The sequence below is a fragment of the Alteromonas sp. ISO5 genome (assembly GCF_058105165.1).
In genome coordinates this window covers 4642162-4660139 of sequence record NZ_CM176572.1, presented here as the reverse complement: position 1 = coordinate 4660139, position 17978 = coordinate 4642162, and the positions used below count along the sequence as shown (strand labels likewise).

Here is a 17978-nt window from a genome sequence, read left to right as displayed (position 1 = left end):
TGATAAATGGCCTAAAAATCAGGCGAAAAAGCGTCAAAAAATCGATAAATAACCTGTAAGCTGGCGGCCACATCGGCACTGGTGACTGACTCACCGGGATGGTGACTGATGCCGCCTTTGCAGCGTACAAACAACATGCTTACCGGGCAGATCGCATCCATCGCCATGGCATCGTGACCAGCGCCCGAGGGTAAGCTTACGGCGTTATGGCCGCTAAGCTGAATAGCCTGAGATAAGGTTTGCGAAAGGTAAGGATCGCAATGCACCGCATCGGCATGGTGGGTTTGTTGCCAGTTAACATCCACATGGCGACGCTGGGTAATATCGCGGAATACCTCTTCAATCAATTGCAATGCGGCATCGCGTTTATGGTCATGTTCGCTGCGGATATCCAGCGAAAAATTCACCTGACCGGGGATAACGTTCACTGCGCCGGGACGGGTTTCAAGCCTTCCTACAGTGGCAACAATACCAAACTGGCTGGCAATGGATTCCACTGCCAATACCATTTCACTGGAGGCTGTCAGCGCATCCTGACGCATGCCCATGGGTACCGTACCGGCATGGCCGGCCATACCGTTAACCTGCACATTCAGCCGTTTGGCACCGGCAATCGCGGTAACCCAGCCCACTGGCAGGTTTTTGTCTTCCAGCACCGGCCCTTGCTCAATATGCACTTCGAGATAACCGAGCACACTGTCGGGTTTGAGCGTAGCGTCACTGACTTTGTCAAAAGCCAGACCAAATTCGGCCATTGCCTCAGGCAGGGATAAATGGTTTTCGTCACGCAATAACTGCCAGTCTTCTTTCCAGCGGCCGGTTAACGCGCGGCTGCCCAGCAACGTTGAGCCAAATCGGGTACCTTCTTCGTCGCCAAAGCCAACGATATCAATATGAAACGGAAAGCGGATGCCGTTTTCGAAACAATGGTGAACCACAGACAGCGGCGCCACAACGCCCAGCATACCATCGTACTTGCCGCCGTTGGGCACGGTATCCAGGTGACTGCCAAGCACCAGTGAACGGGCATTGGCATCGGTACTGTGATAGCGGCCCCATTGATTGCCTGCGGCGTCCTGCCAGACTGTCATACCGGCCTCGCGCATCCACTGGGCAACCAAATCATTCGCCTGACGGTGCTGGGGGGTAAGGTAGCGACGGTCAACGATGCCGGGCGACTGAGTAATCGCACCGAGCTGATCGCAACGTAACATCACCTGGTTGGCCAGGCTGGCAAAATCCATCATAGTGATGAACCCGAAAAACTATCCAGCGCGGCATCCACACCACCACCGGCAGGCAGTTTATGCCCGGCGCGGCGTAACACCGTTTCCAGCGACTGCAGGGTATGCAGCACTGCGTCCTTACGCGCGTTATAACCCATGGTGCCGATACGCCAGATCCGGCCTTTAAGCGGGCCGAAGCTGGTGCCGATTTCAATGTTGAAATCCATCAGCAACTGCTGGCGAATCAGCTCGCCATCCACACAGTCGGGTATTTCTACGCCGACCACATTGTGCATCTTATGCTTAAGATTGCCAAAGGGCTCCAGGTTAAGGGCTTCAACACCGGCAAGCATGGCATCACCGGCCTGCTTGTGCCGCGCAATACTGTTATCAATACCTTCTTCAATCAGATTAATGGCACATTCCCGGGCGCTAAACAGCATGGTAGCCGCTTCCGTGTGGTGATTAAGTCGTTCTTCACCCCAGTAATCCAGCAGCATAGGTATATCAAAATAGTTAGAACGAATACGACTGCCAGAGCCAGACTGATGGGCCGACTCGCGAATACCAGCTTCTACGTGATGGCGTTTACGAACCAGTTCAACGTAGCGATCACTCAGCGTTATCGGGGCACTGCCGGAAGGGCCACCCAAACATTTTTGCAGGCCAACTGATACAGCGTCGAGCTGCCATTCGTCGGTTTTAAACGGGTTGCCGCCAATGGAAGCGGTGGCATCAGAATAAAACAACACATCGTAACGACGACATATTTCGCCTAAATGCTCCAGCGGTTGCAACATGGTAGTTGAGGTATCGCCCTGCACCACGGCCAGCATTTTCGGCTGTACTTCATGGATGGCTTTTTCTATTTGCTCCGGCTCAAATACCTCCCCCCAGGGCACTTCGATACTGTGTACTTCGGCACCGGCACGTTCTGCAATTTCGCACAACAGGTGTCCAAAGCGGCCAAAAATGGGGACCAGCACCTTATCGCCGGGTTCCAGTGCGGAAACCAGCACTGCTTCGATACCGGCACGAGAAGTGCCATCCACTAAAATGGTATGGTGATTGTTGGTTTGAAAAACCTGGCGATATAACGCCATGACTTCATTCATGCAACTGGTCATGGCCGGGTCGTACTGGCCAACCAGCTGTTGTGACATGGCCGTTAACACCCGTGGATAGCAATTAATCGGGCCCGGACCCATCAGTAGTCGGGGCGGCATGGATAAGGGGTTCATTTTTTCTCCTAGAGCACGCTCTGAGCAAGCATTCTTACGCCGGTGATAAGCAGTACCACGGCAAATACTTTCTTGAGCTTTGCGGCATCCAGTTTGCTGGCCAGGCCAGCACCAACCGGTGCAAATAACACAGTAAGGGGGACTATGGCGGCAAAGCCAATTAAGTTAACCAGGCCGATGGTGCCATCGGGGGCATCGGCTGGTGCCTGACCAAAAATCAGCATGGTTACCGCTGCTGGCAGCGAGATGATCAGGCCAACCGCGGCGGCGGTACCCACCGCACGATGCGCCGGGTAATTACAAAACGTCAGGGTGGGGACGGTGAGCGTTCCACCGCCAATTCCCACCATGGCACTGAATAAACCAATACAGATAGCAATAATGCGCTGGCCAAGAGCGCCGGGCAGATCGTTAAACCAGGCGCTTTTACTGCCCACAAACATATTGATGGCAGATAAACTGGCAATGGTACCAAACAGTAGGGTTAAGACTTCACCGTTGACCTGGGTTACCGCGTAACTGCCCAGCAATACGCCGAGCAAAATAAACGGGCCCCAGCGTTTGAGCAGGTCGGTATCCACGTTGCCTTTTTTGCGGTGGGCGCGGATTGAGCTTACTGAAGTGGGAATAATCGTGGCCAGTGAGGTCGCTGTGGCAATCAACATGGCGGAGTCGGCTGACACGCCGAGGGCCTGAAACAGAAAGTACAGTACGGGTACAATCACAATACCGCCACCTACGCCGAGCAGGCCGGCCAGAATTCCGGCAAAGACACCGGTGGCCATTAATGCCAGAATTGTAGGCAGCAACTCCATAAATGCTTCCATTACTGTACTTCTCCTGCTGGGGTGTAAGCTTGTGCGAAGGCTTTGCCGTCGCTGCGTGGATCGGTGGCCGCTTCAGTGGTGTCATCCGGATGCAATACTACCGCGCCGGCATGACCCATCAGTTCATTGCAGGCATCGACTACTACCATATCGTGACCGCGGGCAAGCAGGTCCTCGCCAACATATTCGTTGAGGTCGCGTTCCACTTTAAGGTTATGTGACTGATCGCCCCAGGTGCGACCCAGTAGCCAGCGGCCAAGGGCGATAGATTTATCCAGTGGCTGGTTGTGGTACACATAGCGGCTAAACAAGGCGGCCTGAGTTTGTGGCTGCCCTTCGCCACCCATGGTGCCGTAGCTGATACGGCGGCCGTCGTTCAGCTCAGCAAACGCAGGATTTAAGGTATGGAACGGTTTTAAACCGGGCTTGAGTTGTTGTAAGTGGCCAGGCGTCAGGCTGAATGACGTACCGCGGTTATTCCACACAATACCGGTTTGCGGGCTTACCACGCCACTGCCATATTCCCAGTACAGGCTTTGAATATAGCTGACCATACGGCCCTGGTTATCGCAGGCTCCCATCCAGATAGTATCGCCGAGTTTGGCTTCCTGAGGCCAGGGCAGAGCGTTGTCCAGCTTAATGGCCGCGGCCATTTCATCTAATGCTTCATCGGTCAGGAAACTGTCGAGGTCAACACTCAAACGGCCTGGATCGGTAAGGTATTCATTGCGCTTAATAAAGGCTTGTTTAGTACATTCAATGAGCAGATGAACCATATCGGCGTCGCTGTTGCCCTGGCTGACCACGCGGTCATAGAGGGCCAGAATAATCAGCGAGGCGATGCCCTGGGTGGGCGCCGGCAGGTTGTAAAGCTTACCCTTTGAGGTCGATACACTTAGCGGCGTGACCACTTTGGCTTCATATTGCTCAAAATCGCTTAAGCGAATAGGTGAGCCTGCCGCTTCAAGATCGGCGGCCAGCTCGCGGGCGATATCGCCATGATAAAAATCGTTAAGGCCGCTGTCGGCCAGGCGCTTTAGGGTGTTAGCAAGTTTAGTAAGTTTGACGATCTTGCCTTTTTTAAGGGCCTTGCCTTTAATTAAAAACTGCGCAAAGTGTTCATCAGCGGCTAATTCATCGAAGGTTTTGAAACTGGCATCCGACATACTCTGGGTCACTTCAATGCCCCAGTTAGCCTGACTGATTGCGGTGGCCAGTAAGTCCTGTAGCGGCATGGCGGATTGCCAGTCGGCACTGATTTCAAGGGCTTTTTGCCAGCCTGCCACCGCACCAGCCATGGTTAATGCTGCTTTGCCACCACGCGAGGGGATAGCGTTCAGACCCTGATAAAAGTCGCTGTCGGCCAGTCCGGCCGCCGTGCCGCAGGCGTCGATAGCCACCGGCGCTTTGCCCGGCTCACTAATTAGCCAAAAACCGTCACCACCAAGGCCGTTCATATGCGGGTATTCCACCGCGATGGAAGCCGCTGCGGCGACCATGGCTTCAATGGCGGTGCCGCCGCGTTGGAGGATATCGTTGCCTACTGTCGATGCAGCATAATGTGGCGCAGTAAAAGCAGTGTGTTGTTGTTTTGTCATGCTTTCTATTCTTATTCCGTAAGGGTACGAGCCAGAGCGAACAGACCAGTTTCACTGCCCGCCGGGCCTATCAGTGATAAGCCACAGGGGGCGTTATTCAGGCGAAATAACGGCAAATGCAGTTGCGGTAAACCCGCCAGTCCGGCTAAGGCAGTTAATGATAATAATTGTTTGCGGTAGTCAGTCAGTTCGGCCGCAGTGGCGGTTAACAGTGGCGCACAACCCGGTGTGGTGGGCAGTACAATAGCACTGCTTGTACCAAGCAGTGAGGCTAACAGCTGACGTACCTGTTGTTGTATGTGTGTTGCATTTTCTATCTCAGCGTCGCTTATTTGCGCGCTTTGGTTAAATCGCTCGCTAATGTCCGGGGCAAATACCGGCTGTACGGCAGTGATCCACTCACCGTGGGTCTGCCAGATCTCCCGCCCCTGTAACACTCTGAACGTTTCAGCCAGTGGCTGTTGTTCCAATTGGCTGAAGTCGCCTGCTCGGTATTTTACCGGCTGCGAAGCGAGCCATTGATTGGCAACGTCTGCTTGTTCACATAAATCTACTGCCGATTGATAAACCACCAGTGAAGTGAGAGCGGAGACATCTTTCACCGGCGCATCGAACAAACAATTCATACTGCATTCAAGCACATCCAGCGTTTTTGCCATGACGCCGATGGTATCGAAGCCCGGGGCGAGGGCAACCAGGCCGTCGGTACTGATGCGACCATGGGTCGGGCGCATGCCGCAAAGACCATTGTAACTGGCCGGAACCCGGATAGAACCACCGGTGTCGGTGCCCAAACCAATATCAGCCAGACCCGCTGAAACCGCTACCGCTGAACCACTCGATGATCCGCCGGGCAGGCGGTCCGGCGTGACTGGATTTTGTGGCGTACCGTAGTGAATATTTTGCCCGTTTAGGCTGTAAGCCAGCTCGTCGGTGATGGTTTTGCCCACCACATGAGCGCCGGCAGCAAGCAGTTTGGTTAGAGCGCTTGCTGTGCTGTCGGGCACTGCATGACTGTTCAGCCAGTCAGGATTCCCCGCGGTAGTCGGCGCACCGCTGATAGCGAATAAGTCTTTGACAGCAACACCCAACCCGGACAGCGCTCTAGCGCTATCAGGTGCAATATCAGGTTGTTCGACAGGCGCCACAGCAGACGTTGGCTGCCAGACAAATGGCGAACTAACGGTAAAATGATCCATGAAGTTTACTATTACAGAAGGATAGCTCTATGAAACAATCGTTTCACCAATAAGTCAAGTGAAACGTTTGTTAACAGGTTGTGTTTTTTGTTAACCAATGCGCTGCAACCACTAAAAAGTGGGCGATAACCGTACTTAACCTGCTCGTTTGTTCTCGTATAGCCTGAGCGCACTGAGCCACAACAGACCTGTTGCTACTACTGGCGCCAGCCAAAAAGTCTGTAAACGCATAGCTTCGCAGCCAGCGAGTGCTGAGATCATCATGTAGCTCAAGGGGGGACACCCAGTACTCTGGACTACCAATCTGCAAAATCTCCATGATGGCCATCACGGCAACACTATGCGGCTTTGGCGGTTTAGTTTGTGATTAGCCGCTGAGTGATCCCGATTACTGTCCGGTGGCCTGTGAATACATCAAAATCGTGTAACCAAGTGCAAAGGTCAGGGGCTTGCAAAATAAAGGCTGCTGCAATGATGACAACAGCCATTAGGCGTAGATGACAGCCTTACCAGGAGCCGTACATAGGGTTAGGTAACAAGTACAACTGTTTACCCAATGCAGGCAAAAGTTGATTGATGTCGACATTTTGTTGGGTAACGCCGGCAAAGTCTTCTATATTGTCGCCTATCTGCATCAGGACCTGATGCGGTTGTGACCAGTTACTTCCTGTAGAACCTTCAGGGTTAAAGCAAGTTGCTGTTCCGCGACGCACTTGCTCCCGTCGCCAGTCTTTATCATTGAAAAACACCCTACCGTCGACAGCTTGTATGTCTTCATCTGTTCGCCCCATCAGGCAGGTATTGGTCGCCGTAATGGGCAAGCCTAGGCTAACAAGGTTACGCCAGGTATGGTGGTCCTGCGTGCGGTCACGGTTGGTGATCAGTGCAATCTTGCCGCCAGCAGCATACACCTGTTGTATAAATGTTTTCGCGCCGGGTACCAGGTCTGCTTTTTCCCGTGCCACCCAGGCAGTCCAGCTTTCAGTCGTATAGCCACGCCCGGATTGCTCTGTTTGGATTTGATAGGGCGAGTTATCCAGTATTGTCTCATCCACATCCATGACTACCACCCAGTCATCAGCAGACGCATTGTCTGGTAAAGCCTGCGTGGCTTGCTGATACAACCCTTCGGTTAAAGCCTGGTATTCCTTACTGGTTGTTTGCCAGCGTACAGCTGACGATAATTCTACTGCTTTGGCGGTGAGCTCAACCGATACCGCGCAATGGTCACTGAGCATGGACTCGGGGGCCATATCGACAAAGGCGTGAAAGCGGGGGTTATTAAAGGCCATTTGAGGAGGGAGGGCACCGAGTAAGATGTGATCAATGGGGGCCGGGTAGCGCGGATGGCACCCCAGTAAATCACGGGTGGCAATGGTTAGATTGCGGTCTTCTTTTATTAACGTGCGGGTTAAGCGATTGTAGGGGGCAGAGAGACGGTGATTAAAATCTCCCAGCACTGCGTAAGGCTGTCCGGTGTTTTCCTGCTTGCTTATCCAATTATCCAGTACAGGTGCTTGTTGCGCGTAGGTTAGGCAGGCTGAGGAGTCCTGTTGCAGATAATCATCGCTAAAACAGCCACTTTTCATATGAACATTTAATATTGTCAGCGTGCCCAAAGGCGTGTCGACGTTAATTTCTAAACCATAACGAAGGCCGGGATTATCCAGTGCCAGTGATTTGAGGTTCGCCGTACTGTTTATGGGCAGAGTTTTTCTCACCGCAAAAGCGACTTTTTGTTGGCTGGAGATCAGCCCGTTTCCTCTGCATTCGTAGGTTTTGCTATCAGGGCGTTCGGAGAGAATAAGTTGCCACTGCCGGGGCGGAAATATCTGGGCGAGCGCTTCGACAGATGCCACTTCTTGCAGTGCAATAATGTCGGCGTCGAGGCTATCAACATACGTTTGCATGGCCTGAAGCGTCTCGTTATCTCTGGGCTTACAGCCGAGTTCGGCCGGGTAAGCAAGATGCTCAACATTCCATGTGGCGAGTGTAATGGGCGAGATCGTGCGAAGTTCTTCGCTTTGAGTTGACATGGGAACGGGGGAGATTTGTCCCGCTGGATTTTGCGTTGAGCAGGCACTTATTGCCAAAACACCGAAGATCAGCATCGATTTTTTTGAGAAAATCATTGGTAAAACAGTCCTGATGAATTTTTTAAAAGACGAGTAATGCTATTGGGTCAACAAACAAAGCCTGAGCAGAGGTGGCGGCTAAAAACCACCACCTTGTATTGCTAGGGCTAGTTTACCTGACTTTTTAAGCCGCGTCGGATCAACAGAGCGTCGGTTTCAGGCAGCTTGCCTCGAAATGCTTGGTAAGACTCCATGGTAGGGCGTGTATTACCTGTTGCCAGTATGTGTTTGCGATATCGCATGCCGTTTTCCAGGGTCAGGCCGCCATTATCCTGAACAAAGGCAAAGGCATCTGCGGCGAGAATTTCACTCCACATATAGGCGTAGTAGCCCGCCGAATAGCCGCCGCCCATGGAGTGTGCGAAAAAGGCAGACTTATAGCGTGGCGGCACATACGCTAGATTTACTCTATGTTTTGCTAACGCGCTGGCTTCAAATTTGTTGATATCGTTGGGTACTTCATCGACAGAAAGTGTATGCCATGCCATATCAAGCAGTGCGGCAGACATGTATTCCAGGGTGTCAAAACCCATATTAAAGTTTCTGGAGCGGATCACTTTGTCCAGAAGTTCTGCCGGAATAGGATCGCCAGTTTGATAGTGCCTGGCATAATTGGCTATCACTTCAGGGTAAGCGGCCCAGTCTTCCTGAAACGTTGAAGGAAACTCAACAAAGTCACGGGAGACGGCGGTGCCTGCCAGTGAAGGATAGCGAACATCAGAGAACATGCCGTGCAGGGCATGTCCCATTTCATGGAACATGGTGGTTACATTGTCGTAGCTGATAAGCGTAGGCTCACCTTCAGGCGCTTTGGTGATGTTCATAACATTAACCACTACGGGCTTTTGATTAAGCAGTTTTGACTGGCCAACGAATGAACTCATCCAGGCACCACCACGTTTACCTTCCCGGGCATAATAGTCGGCATAAAAGATAGCCAGACTTTCGCCATCAACATCTATCAGCTCGTACGCTTTTACATCCGGGTGATAAACGGGTAAATCCGGACGGGGTTCAAAGCGCACACCAAACAACTTGTTCATGGTGAAAAATACGCCGTCTTCCAGCACCCGGTTCACTTCAAAATATTGTTTTACTTCACTTTCGTCAATATCGTAACGGGCTTGACGCACCTTCTCAGCATAGTACGCCCAGTCCCAGGGTTGAACGCTAAAATCGCCGCCTTCTGCGTTGATAAATGCCTGGATATCTTCCGCTTCCTGTTTAGTATTGTTCACCACGGCTGGCACCATGCTGGCAAACATATCGTAAACTGCCTGAGGGGTGCCTGCCATTTGTTGTGCCAGGCTGTAACTGGCCCAGTTCTCAAAGCCGAGTAGCGCGGCTTTTTGTGCCCGCAGTTCTGCCAGACGGATAATCACATCGCTGTTATCGTTTTCGCCTGATTGAGCCCGATAGGCTGAGGCTTGCCAAATCTGCTTTCTTAACTCACGGTTCTGCAAAGACGCCAGTATTGGCTGACGAGTTGTATTGGTAATATTGAACTGATACTGCCCGTCGTAGCCTGCTGCTTTGGCAGCGTCGGCTGCGGCTTTAATCTGGTTGTCAGACAAGCCGGCAAGTGCTGTTTCATCACTGACCCGCACCGCAATGGCCGAAGATTCGGCCAGCAGATTCTGGGAAAACCGGGTGGTCAGCGTGGAGTGCTCTTCGTTTATTTGGCGAATGATCTGCTTATCGTCATCGCTGAGTTTTGCGCCGGCATGAACAAAGTTACTGTACACTTCGCTTAGTAAACGGGCCGATTCGGCATCAAGATTAAGTGAATCACGGGCGTTGTACAGTGTTTCAATACGTTCAAACAGGGCTTTGTTTAAGTTGATATTATCCCGGTGGGCTGCCAGTTTTGGTGCCAGTGTTTTTTGCAGTTCCCGACGTTCTGGTGAACTGTCAGTGCCGACGAGATTATAAAAAATACGACTGACCCGAGTCAGTAATTTGCCGCTTCTCTCCATTGCCACCAACGTATTTTCAAAAGTCGGTTGGGCCGGGTTTTCTGCGATTGCGTCGATTTCGGCGGCTTGTTGCTTAATACCTTCCTCAAAGGCGGGTAAAAAATGCTCATCTTTAATCTTATCGAATGCCGGCGCCTGATAGATCAAGGTGCTGGCCGCAAATAATGGATTGGTTTGCGCTTGCTCTGTTGCGCTCTCGCTGGGCATGGTGTCTGCGTTCTCCGCTTGTATCGGGGCGTCAGAACACCCTACCATTGATAGTGCTGAAAGTATGGCAAGTGTTATGATTTTTTTTTGCATTGAAGTTCCTGTTTTCTGTCGTATTGTTGTTCGCAACTATTGTGCGTGAATGTCCGGTAACCCGCTTACCGGGTTACTTGTCTTGATTTTATTTTACACTGTGCCCGCGTTTGCTGGCAAAGTGCTGCTCTTTTCCTTCGTTAATCTGTTTTATGTCGGCACAGTACTCTGAAACCGGACGGATTAATAATCGGGGTATACCAATGGGATCGCCACTTTCCAGACAAAAGCCGTAATCACCATCGGCGATACGTTTCAGTGACTTGTCGATTTTTACCAGTAGTTGCCGCTCCCGGTCTAACATGCGCAAAGCCAGGCGAGACTCCTCTTCATATTGCGCACGGTCGACCTCATCGTTCTGCTCCGGGGGACTGCCGAACTCTGTTTTAACCGCGTCGATGTGTTTCATGGTCTGGTGTTTTAAGTCAAGCAGCATCGCTTTAAAAAAAGCCAGTTGCTCGTCGTTCATATAGTCGTCTTCAGCAGCATTCAACAGCTGCTCTTTGGTTAGTAATGAACTCATTGAAACCCCCTGCGTGCCTGGTCCATCCAGCCCAGCACATTCTGATAATGAGATTCACCATATAAGCGGATGAACTGGCGGGTAGCTTCATTTTGTCTGTTGGTTAATGACGTGATTCTTGTTTCGATAAAAGGCTTCGTCATTGGAATGCCACATTCTACGGTAATGCAGTGCTTCCATTGTTCGTAAGTAGTGGCAATAACGGGTGTTGTCATTTTCCGTACCTCTATGATTTATTGAATGAGAGTCTTTAGGTTGCGGTGCCTGGGATAATCAGGCTCTTACCGTCAAACATCAGGTGACCGTTTACCCCGATGGCGGCAATTGGTGCTGAAAAAATATGACCATCGAAAGGTGTCCAGTCACACTTATACAGGCTGTTTTGATGGGTAACCGGCGTTTGTTTCTGCGGATCCACCAAAACCAAATCTGCAAAACAGCCTTCCCTCAAAAAGCCCCGATCTACCAGAGCATAGCGCTTAGCGGGATTATGGGTCGCTTTCTTAACCACCTTTGGGAGTGACATTTTGCCCGCCTTAACGTGCTCAAGCAGAGTGAGTAATACATGCTGCACTAATGGCAGACCAGCGGGGGCGGAATATTCAGCGTGTTTTTCCTGCCAGCTACGAGGTGCGTGATCGGTAGCAGTAATATCGGTCACATCCTTGTTTACAGCGGTGATTAACGCGTTGCGATCGGCCGGGATTTTAATCGCCGGATTACATTTGATTAAATTGGCCGGGCTATCGTAGTTCTCATTGCTAAACCACAGGTGATGAACAAAGGCTTCTGCAGTCATGTGTTTATGTTCTACTGGCCCCTGGTCAAATAAAGCGAGTCTCCTGGCTGTTGTGATATGCAAAACATCTAACTGACTGTTAAATTGCTTTGCCAGTGCCACCGCATAAGAGGAAGAGGCGTGGCACGCTTCACTGTCTCGTAACATTGGGTGGCCTTGAATGGTCAGTGTGTCTTTTACGTTACTACGGCGTTGCGAATTCTGACTGATCACTGCACCTTCCTGACTAAACCCAGCTACTGTAAATTATGTTATAACATAACGTATATTGATTGCAATGCACAAGACATTGTGGGTATAGCGGAAGATACTTGATACTAAATCAAACCCATCGGTCGATAATTCATAGCCTATAACTATCAGCAAGTCAGAGTGCATGCTATTAACAATGGCGTGTAACGTTATAACGTAAATTGAGTGAGAGGTTTTACCCTTTAAACAGACATTTGGGCGAAATCGGCAGGATGAAACAAGCAATAAAGTGGGTTGAAGATTGACTAACCCGGTTAAATAAGAAGATAGCGCGGTTCGTAATTAGTACCAGCTATGCCCAATAAGAAAATCTATTAGGAGAAATGAAACAACATGTTTACTGAAGAAATGGTCCATACTGCATTACAAACCTGGTGTGACAATGTGGTAAAAGTCGGTAAAGTCTATTCGGAAGGCGGCGACGTCGAGGCATTTTCCAATCAGGTATTGTCTGATAATTACGACTACGACAATGGTAAGGTATTGTTTAAGCCAACTTTAACCTTTGGTCAGCAAACGTTCCGTCCCACAAAGGAAGGTGCTTTGTCATATTTTGTTGGGGGCAATAGCGATTTCCCGGATGACAACGGGTTCAAACTCAAGCCCTGGGTGAAAGTTTGGTACAGCAAGGAAGATTTTATCCTGCATGGGGATTTAGCGATGGTGCAGTGTAATGTCCATTTTATTGGCCAGGACGATAGCCATATTTTTGTTAACAAGAGCTTTGTGTTTAAAGCCTGTGAAGATGGTAAAATACGCATCATCCTGCATCAGTCATCACTTCCTTATCAGCCTTAATTTAAAGGGCTGTGATTGTGATAAGTGCCATCTCAATGGCACTTATTGTTCATTACGAATGTAGTCACTCGGGGTCGAGCTCACCCATTTGGGCATAGAGCTGGCTGATGGTGGAAACGCGGTGATCGCCTTCTTCACCAAGCAGAGTGTAAGCCTGATTACAGATGACCGACACCAGGCTCATAGGCGCGGCATAGCTGTCAAAAGCAAACTGGTTGCCCAATTGACACACCAGCGTATGACCCACCTGGTCCTGATAAACCTGTCCTGTGGGGTCGGTAAGTAAAATCGTGCGCTGCGCTGGCAAGGCTTCAATCATGCGGGCAAAGATACGCGGCCGACGGCGAAAGCCAAACACGACTATCACTTCGTCATCGGCGAGATCCATTAAATCTTCGCTCAGGCTCTGGCCCGGTTGCGGCAGCAGGCGCACATTCGGCCGGATCTGTTTCAGTTGCTGGCGGCAATGCAGGGCCACTGGGTAACTGTTGCGATAGCCAATTAAGGTAATGCGTGGCGCTTTAGCCAGTATAGCGGCGATTTGGTTGATTTCCTCAGCCGGGATCGACTCCAGGGTGCGTTGCAGATTGCCAAGCTCGGCGGCAATGTAATCATGCTGAGTAAGGGTTTGTTTAACCGGAATGCCGGCGTCACGCTGCAGCACTACGTCTTGTTTGGCATCCTGATGGGAAGCGTAACCCAACTGACGAAACAGTCTGCTAACGGTCGCTTTTGAGGTATTGGTTTTGGCCGCAATTTCGGCGGTGGAGTCGCTGATGATGGTCAGCGGAAACTGTTGCAGGTAATTGGCGATAGCCCGCGCAGAGGGTGACAAGTCGGTATACTTGTCACGAATTCGCGCTAAAACACCATTATTATCAGCCACTTCAAAGTCCAGGTATTACGTATAATTCATAATTAGTGTAGCCGACAAACCGCTAAAGGGATATCTGTTTTTCGCGGCAAAAAAAGAGCGCCAAGCGGCGCTCTTAGTATTTCAGGTTAGACGTTAAGCATGAGAGAGTGTAGAACTGCCGTCATGCCTTGGCGACTTTTTTCCACTATCCTCGATAATCGACACAGCCGACTCCAGCGCTTCAAGTAAAGTCGGGTAGGTGAGGATTTCCGACGAAGAGGCATTCACATTACCCAGTACCTCTTTTATCTTGTTGGAAGCACCACATACGATTAACTGACGCCCTGACTTTTTGGCATCTGAAGTCACCGTTTCAACTGCCATTGACGCTGAAACGTCCATGGAAGGTACTCTTGAGAAGTCCAGAATAAGCACCCGAGAGCCCGGTTTGACCCACTCGCGTACGTGGTGACCTAAATCGGCCGCCGCACCAAAGCTTAACGGGCCACCAAAACTAAAGATACTGACTTTGCCTTTGGCTTTCTCAAGCAGGGCGTTTTCTTTAGGATCGTTGAGCGTGTCGGGGATTTTCTTCAGCTCTTCAATTTGCAACTGAGCAATTTGACGAACATAAGCCAGCGCAGCCAGCACCACACCAACACCTACGGCTGTGATCAGGTCAACAAATACGGTAAGACCGAGCACCAGCAGCATCAGAGCAAAGTCCCAGCGCGGGCCACTGTGTGCCCGTTTCAGGTAACTCCAGTCAACAATGTCCAACCCGACTTTTACCAGAATACCGGCCAGTACGGCATGGGGAATAGCACTGGCCAATGGGCTCAGGCCAAGCACTACAGCAAGCAGTACCAGTGCGTGGATCATGCCTGATAAGCGCTCTTTACCTCCGCTACGAATGTTAACTACCGTACGCATAGTAGCCCCCGCACCGGCAATACCGCCGATCAAACCGGCAACAGTGTTACCAATTCCCTGACCAATCAGTTCCCTGGAACTGTCATGACGGGTACGGGTCATGTTGTCGGCAACCAGTGACGTTAACAGGCTGTCTATGGCACCCAGAATGGCAAGAATAAATGCCGCCTCGAGCACTAGTAATAGGGTTGAGCTTTCAAAAGTGGGCAAGTGTAGGCTTGGTAGTCCGGTTGGAATGTCGCCTAAAATGGGGACATTGGTAACGAACAGGCTAACAAGTGTACCGATAATCAGTGCAGCCAATGCGCCCGGTACATATTTACCGAGGCTGGGTGGCCACTTATAGGCAATCACCAGCGTACCGATACCCAGTGCGAGGGTGGCAAAGTTAATATCGGCCAACGCAGTAGGGATATAACCCAGCGCCCCCAGGGTACCTCCCGGTGGCTCGTGGCCCAGTAAACGGCCAATTTGCAGGATAATGATAATGGCCCCGATCCCCGACATAAAGCCGGAAATTACGGGATAGGGGACCAGCCGAATATAATTACCAATCCCTAAAAATCCAAACAATATCTGGAATAAACCCGCCAGTACTACAGCGGTAAAAATAAGTTCTACGTTCCCGGATAAACTGGCAAACAAACCCGCCAGTACCACGACCATCGGCCCGGTAGGACCGGAAATTTGAGATGGTGTGCCACCGAACAGTGCCGCAAAGAAGCCCACCGCAATGGCGCCATACATACCTGCCATAGGACCAACACCGGACGCTACGCCCAGTGCCAGTGCAAGCGGCAGAGCAACAACGCCGGCGGTAATACCGCCGGTGATATCGCCACGAACATTAGCAAATAAGTTCTTCATGACTTTTCCTTAACCGTTAGGTTTACTTGTGTTTGGAAACCAGCTCTGCGGTGTATTTTTCGTCCATAGGCCCGAATTTACCGGTTTCTTCCTGGTAACAGGTCACTTCTGCGGTTTCAATGTTGTAGAACCAGCCATGCAATTTCACCTGCCCCGTCGCTAATTTGGCAGCAACGGCAGGATGCGTTTTGATGTGTTGTAGCTGCTGAATAACATTTTCTTCGGTGACCAACAGCAAATGATCCTTGGCGTTAAGTTCGTCACAACCGCACTTTTCTTTCACCACTTCGGTTGCTACCCGGCAGTGGCCAAGCCATTCTTTAACGTGGGGCAGGCTCGATAATGCTTCAGGATTGATAGCACCTTTCATGGCACCGCAATCCGAATGACCACAAATCACAATGTGGGTAACGCCTAGAGCCGCCACGGCAAATTCTACCGACGCTGTCATGCCGCCAGTTTCGTTGCTATGTGGTGGAATGACATTACCCGCGTTGCGGCAGATAAAGAGATCACCCGGACCGGTTTGCGTTACCAGGTTAGGATCAATACGTGAATCGGAACAGGTAATAAACAAAACTTCCGGGTTTTGGCCATTCGCCAGCTTTTTAAATGCCGCTTTTTGACCTGGGTACACATCCTTTTGAAACTTTGCTACGCCAGAAATGACATGATCCATACCAACTAACTCCTCGTCGTTTATAAGATTCATATTTGTTAAAAGATTGTTATATTATAGTCTCATAGAAAAATAGCGTACCTCATGATAGTTAAAAGCTATAAGAGTGGGCTTTTTTCTTCAACTATAGTGGGACAGACAAAACAAAAAGGCAGCCAAATGGCTGCCTTTTACGTTAACGACGCTGTGTGAAACCGGGTAGGTTGGGATACCCGGTTTTTGGCGTGTGATCAGAACTTAATGGTTTCGACTCGAATATTTTTGGTCTGTGCCTGGTCGATGTAATCCTTAATCATTTCTTTCACATCAAATGCAATGGACTTGGTGTTAGAAAAATCCAGCACCACTTTAGAATTGCCCGGAATTGAATTGAGCTTTTTCAGAATGCTTGGCTTGTTAAAGAATGATACGTCCTCGGCCAGTACAATGTGATGTGTCATTTCACCATGGTCTTCATTGATGGTTTCTTTAAACTGATAGGCATTAAGGAAGCTGCTTTTCAGGGTAAAGAAAATACTCACGCCTAAACCTGCAAATACACCGGTTAATAAGTCGGTAAAAATCATGACCACAATGGTCGTGATAAACGGCAGGAACTGTTCCCAGCCATTCTTGTACATTACCTTAAACATCACCGGCTTGGTCAGCTTATAGCCGACAACTATTAAGATTGCAGCCAATGACGCCAGCGGAATCAGGTTGAGCATGGAAGAAATCGCCAGAACCGCCACCAGCAGGAATACACCGTGTAGTATGGCAGACATCTTCGTTTTACCGCCAAAAGCAATATTGGCTGAGCTTCTGACGATAACCTGCGTAATCGGCAGACCGCCCACCAGACCAGAGATAATGTTACCCAGACCCTGCGCTTTGAGTTCGCGGTTAGTCGGCGTGACATTTTTGTGCGGATCGAGTTTATCGGTAGCTTCTACGCATAACAGTGTCTCAATGCTGGCCACTGCAGCCATTACGATTGCAATAGTTAGCACGTCCATATTGAAGATCTGCGAGAAGTCAGGGAACGCGAGTTCCTGGGTAAAGTCACTGAAGCTGTTAATCACAGGCAGTGATACCAGCATGCTCGGATCCAGCGGAGTACCAGCCTGACGCATCATCACTGATGCCAGAATACCTAACAGCACCACGACAATAGGGCCCTGGATAAGCTGGAAGATTTTGTGACGCGGTACCAAAAACTTATCCCAAACTACCAGCAGAACCAGCGACACGCCGGAAATTAATATCGCTGCCGGCGACATCAGGCCTAGCGCATGCTCTATGGCAGAGAAAGTATTCTCGCCATTGGCATGAACAAAGGCTTCTTCGCCAAGAAAGTCGGCATGCCAGCCAAACAGGTAAGGGATTTGTTTAAGGATGATCAGTAAACCAATACCGGCAAGCATACCGGTGATCACTGATGTGGGAATAAAGTACGCAATAAAGCCAGCCCGGGCAAAGCCCATAATGAGCTGGATGACTCCGGATAGCACTACGGCAACCAGGAATAACTCCCAGCTTCCCAGTGTACCAATGGCGTCGAATACAATAACTGCCAGGCCCGCAGCCGGGCCACTTACGCCCAGTCGTGAACCACTGAAAAGGCCGACGATAATACCGCCGACGATACCTGAAATAATACCTGAGAACAGCGGCGCACCAGAGGCGAGCGCAATACCAAGACATAACGGCAGAGCAACGAAGAACACCACGATACTCGCGGGTAAATCGTTTTTTATTTCACTGAAAGATAGGTCCAATTTCATTTAAAA

General features: G+C 50.4%; 15 protein-coding genes. 1 reads left to right on the top strand and 14 read right to left on the bottom strand.

What is annotated here, in order from left to right:
* Positions 1–11: 11 nt before the first annotated feature.
* The 10 genes from AC2T0J_RS21115 to AC2T0J_RS21070 all read right to left on the bottom strand — a co-directional run bounded on the left by AC2T0J_RS21115 (position 12) and on the right by AC2T0J_RS21070 (position 12037).
* Positions 12–1247 (bottom strand): allantoate amidohydrolase, encoded by a 1236-nt coding sequence (locus AC2T0J_RS21115; RefSeq protein WP_489807704.1) that lies wholly within the window; start codon positions 1245–1247, stop codon positions 12–14.
* Positions 1244–2467: a pyridoxal-phosphate-dependent aminotransferase family protein gene (locus AC2T0J_RS21110; RefSeq protein ID WP_489807703.1), complete on the bottom strand. Its 1224-nt coding sequence runs from the start codon at positions 2465–2467 to the stop codon at positions 1244–1246. The genes AC2T0J_RS21115 and AC2T0J_RS21110 overlap by 4 nt, the downstream gene beginning before the upstream one ends.
* A gap of 8 nt (positions 2468–2475) precedes the next feature.
* Entirely contained in the window at positions 2476–3294 is an 819-nt protein-coding gene (locus AC2T0J_RS21105) for a sulfite exporter TauE/SafE family protein (protein WP_489807702.1), read from the bottom strand.
* On the bottom strand, positions 3294–4892 hold the full coding sequence (locus AC2T0J_RS21100) for a gamma-glutamyltransferase family protein (RefSeq protein ID WP_489807701.1): 1599 nt from the start codon (positions 4890–4892) through the stop codon (positions 3294–3296). Before AC2T0J_RS21100 ends, AC2T0J_RS21105 begins: the two co-directional genes overlap by 1 nt.
* An 11-nt stretch (positions 4893–4903) precedes the next feature.
* Positions 4904–6091 (bottom strand): amidase, encoded by a 1188-nt coding sequence (locus tag AC2T0J_RS21095; RefSeq protein ID WP_489807700.1) that lies wholly within the window; start codon positions 6089–6091, stop codon positions 4904–4906.
* A 506-nt stretch (positions 6092–6597) separates the two neighbouring features.
* A complete protein-coding gene (locus AC2T0J_RS21090) occupies positions 6598–8127 on the bottom strand; it encodes an HAD family acid phosphatase (RefSeq protein WP_489807699.1) in 1530 nt (509 codons plus the stop codon).
* Positions 8128–8333: 206 nt separating this feature from the next.
* On the bottom strand, positions 8334–10502 hold the full coding sequence (locus AC2T0J_RS21085; protein WP_489807698.1) for a M3 family metallopeptidase: 2169 nt from the start codon (positions 10500–10502) through the stop codon (positions 8334–8336).
* 88 nt (positions 10503–10590) lie between these two features.
* Positions 10591–11025, bottom strand: a complete 435-nt coding sequence (locus AC2T0J_RS21080; RefSeq protein ID WP_489807697.1) for a TraR/DksA family transcriptional regulator — start codon at positions 11023–11025, stop codon at positions 10591–10593.
* A complete protein-coding gene (locus tag AC2T0J_RS21075) occupies positions 11022–11240 on the bottom strand; it encodes a hypothetical protein (protein ID WP_489807696.1) in 219 nt (72 codons plus the stop codon). Before AC2T0J_RS21075 ends, AC2T0J_RS21080 begins: the two co-directional genes overlap by 4 nt.
* Positions 11241–11275: 35 nt before the next feature.
* Positions 11276–12037, bottom strand: a complete 762-nt coding sequence (locus AC2T0J_RS21070) for an amidohydrolase family protein (protein ID WP_489807695.1) — start codon at positions 12035–12037, stop codon at positions 11276–11278.
* 372 nt (positions 12038–12409) lie between these two features.
* Here AC2T0J_RS21070 and AC2T0J_RS21065 point away from each other — a divergent pair, with 372 nt between their 5' ends.
* On the top strand, positions 12410–12874 hold the full coding sequence (locus AC2T0J_RS21065) for a hypothetical protein (protein ID WP_489807694.1): 465 nt from the start codon (positions 12410–12412) through the stop codon (positions 12872–12874).
* Positions 12875–12938: 64 nt separating this feature from the next.
* Here AC2T0J_RS21065 and AC2T0J_RS21060 read toward each other — a convergent pair whose 3' ends face one another.
* From AC2T0J_RS21060 to AC2T0J_RS21045, 4 genes are all read right to left on the bottom strand, one after another.
* Positions 12939–13760 carry a MurR/RpiR family transcriptional regulator gene (locus AC2T0J_RS21060; RefSeq protein WP_489807693.1) on the bottom strand — a complete coding sequence of 274 codons (822 nt, stop codon included), beginning with the start codon at positions 13758–13760 and terminating at the stop codon, positions 12939–12941.
* A gap of 123 nt (positions 13761–13883) precedes the next feature.
* Positions 13884–15530, bottom strand: coding sequence for a SulP family inorganic anion transporter (locus AC2T0J_RS21055; protein ID WP_489807692.1), 1647 nt, complete (start codon positions 15528–15530; stop codon positions 13884–13886).
* 22 nt (positions 15531–15552) lie between these two features.
* Complete coding sequence (locus AC2T0J_RS21050; RefSeq protein WP_489807691.1) at positions 15553–16209, bottom strand: carbonic anhydrase; 657 nt, start codon at positions 16207–16209, stop codon at positions 15553–15555.
* A 230-nt stretch (positions 16210–16439) separates the two neighbouring features.
* Entirely contained in the window at positions 16440–17972 is a 1533-nt protein-coding gene (locus tag AC2T0J_RS21045; protein ID WP_489807690.1) for a SulP family inorganic anion transporter, read from the bottom strand.
* Positions 17973–17978: the final 6 nt, after the last annotated feature.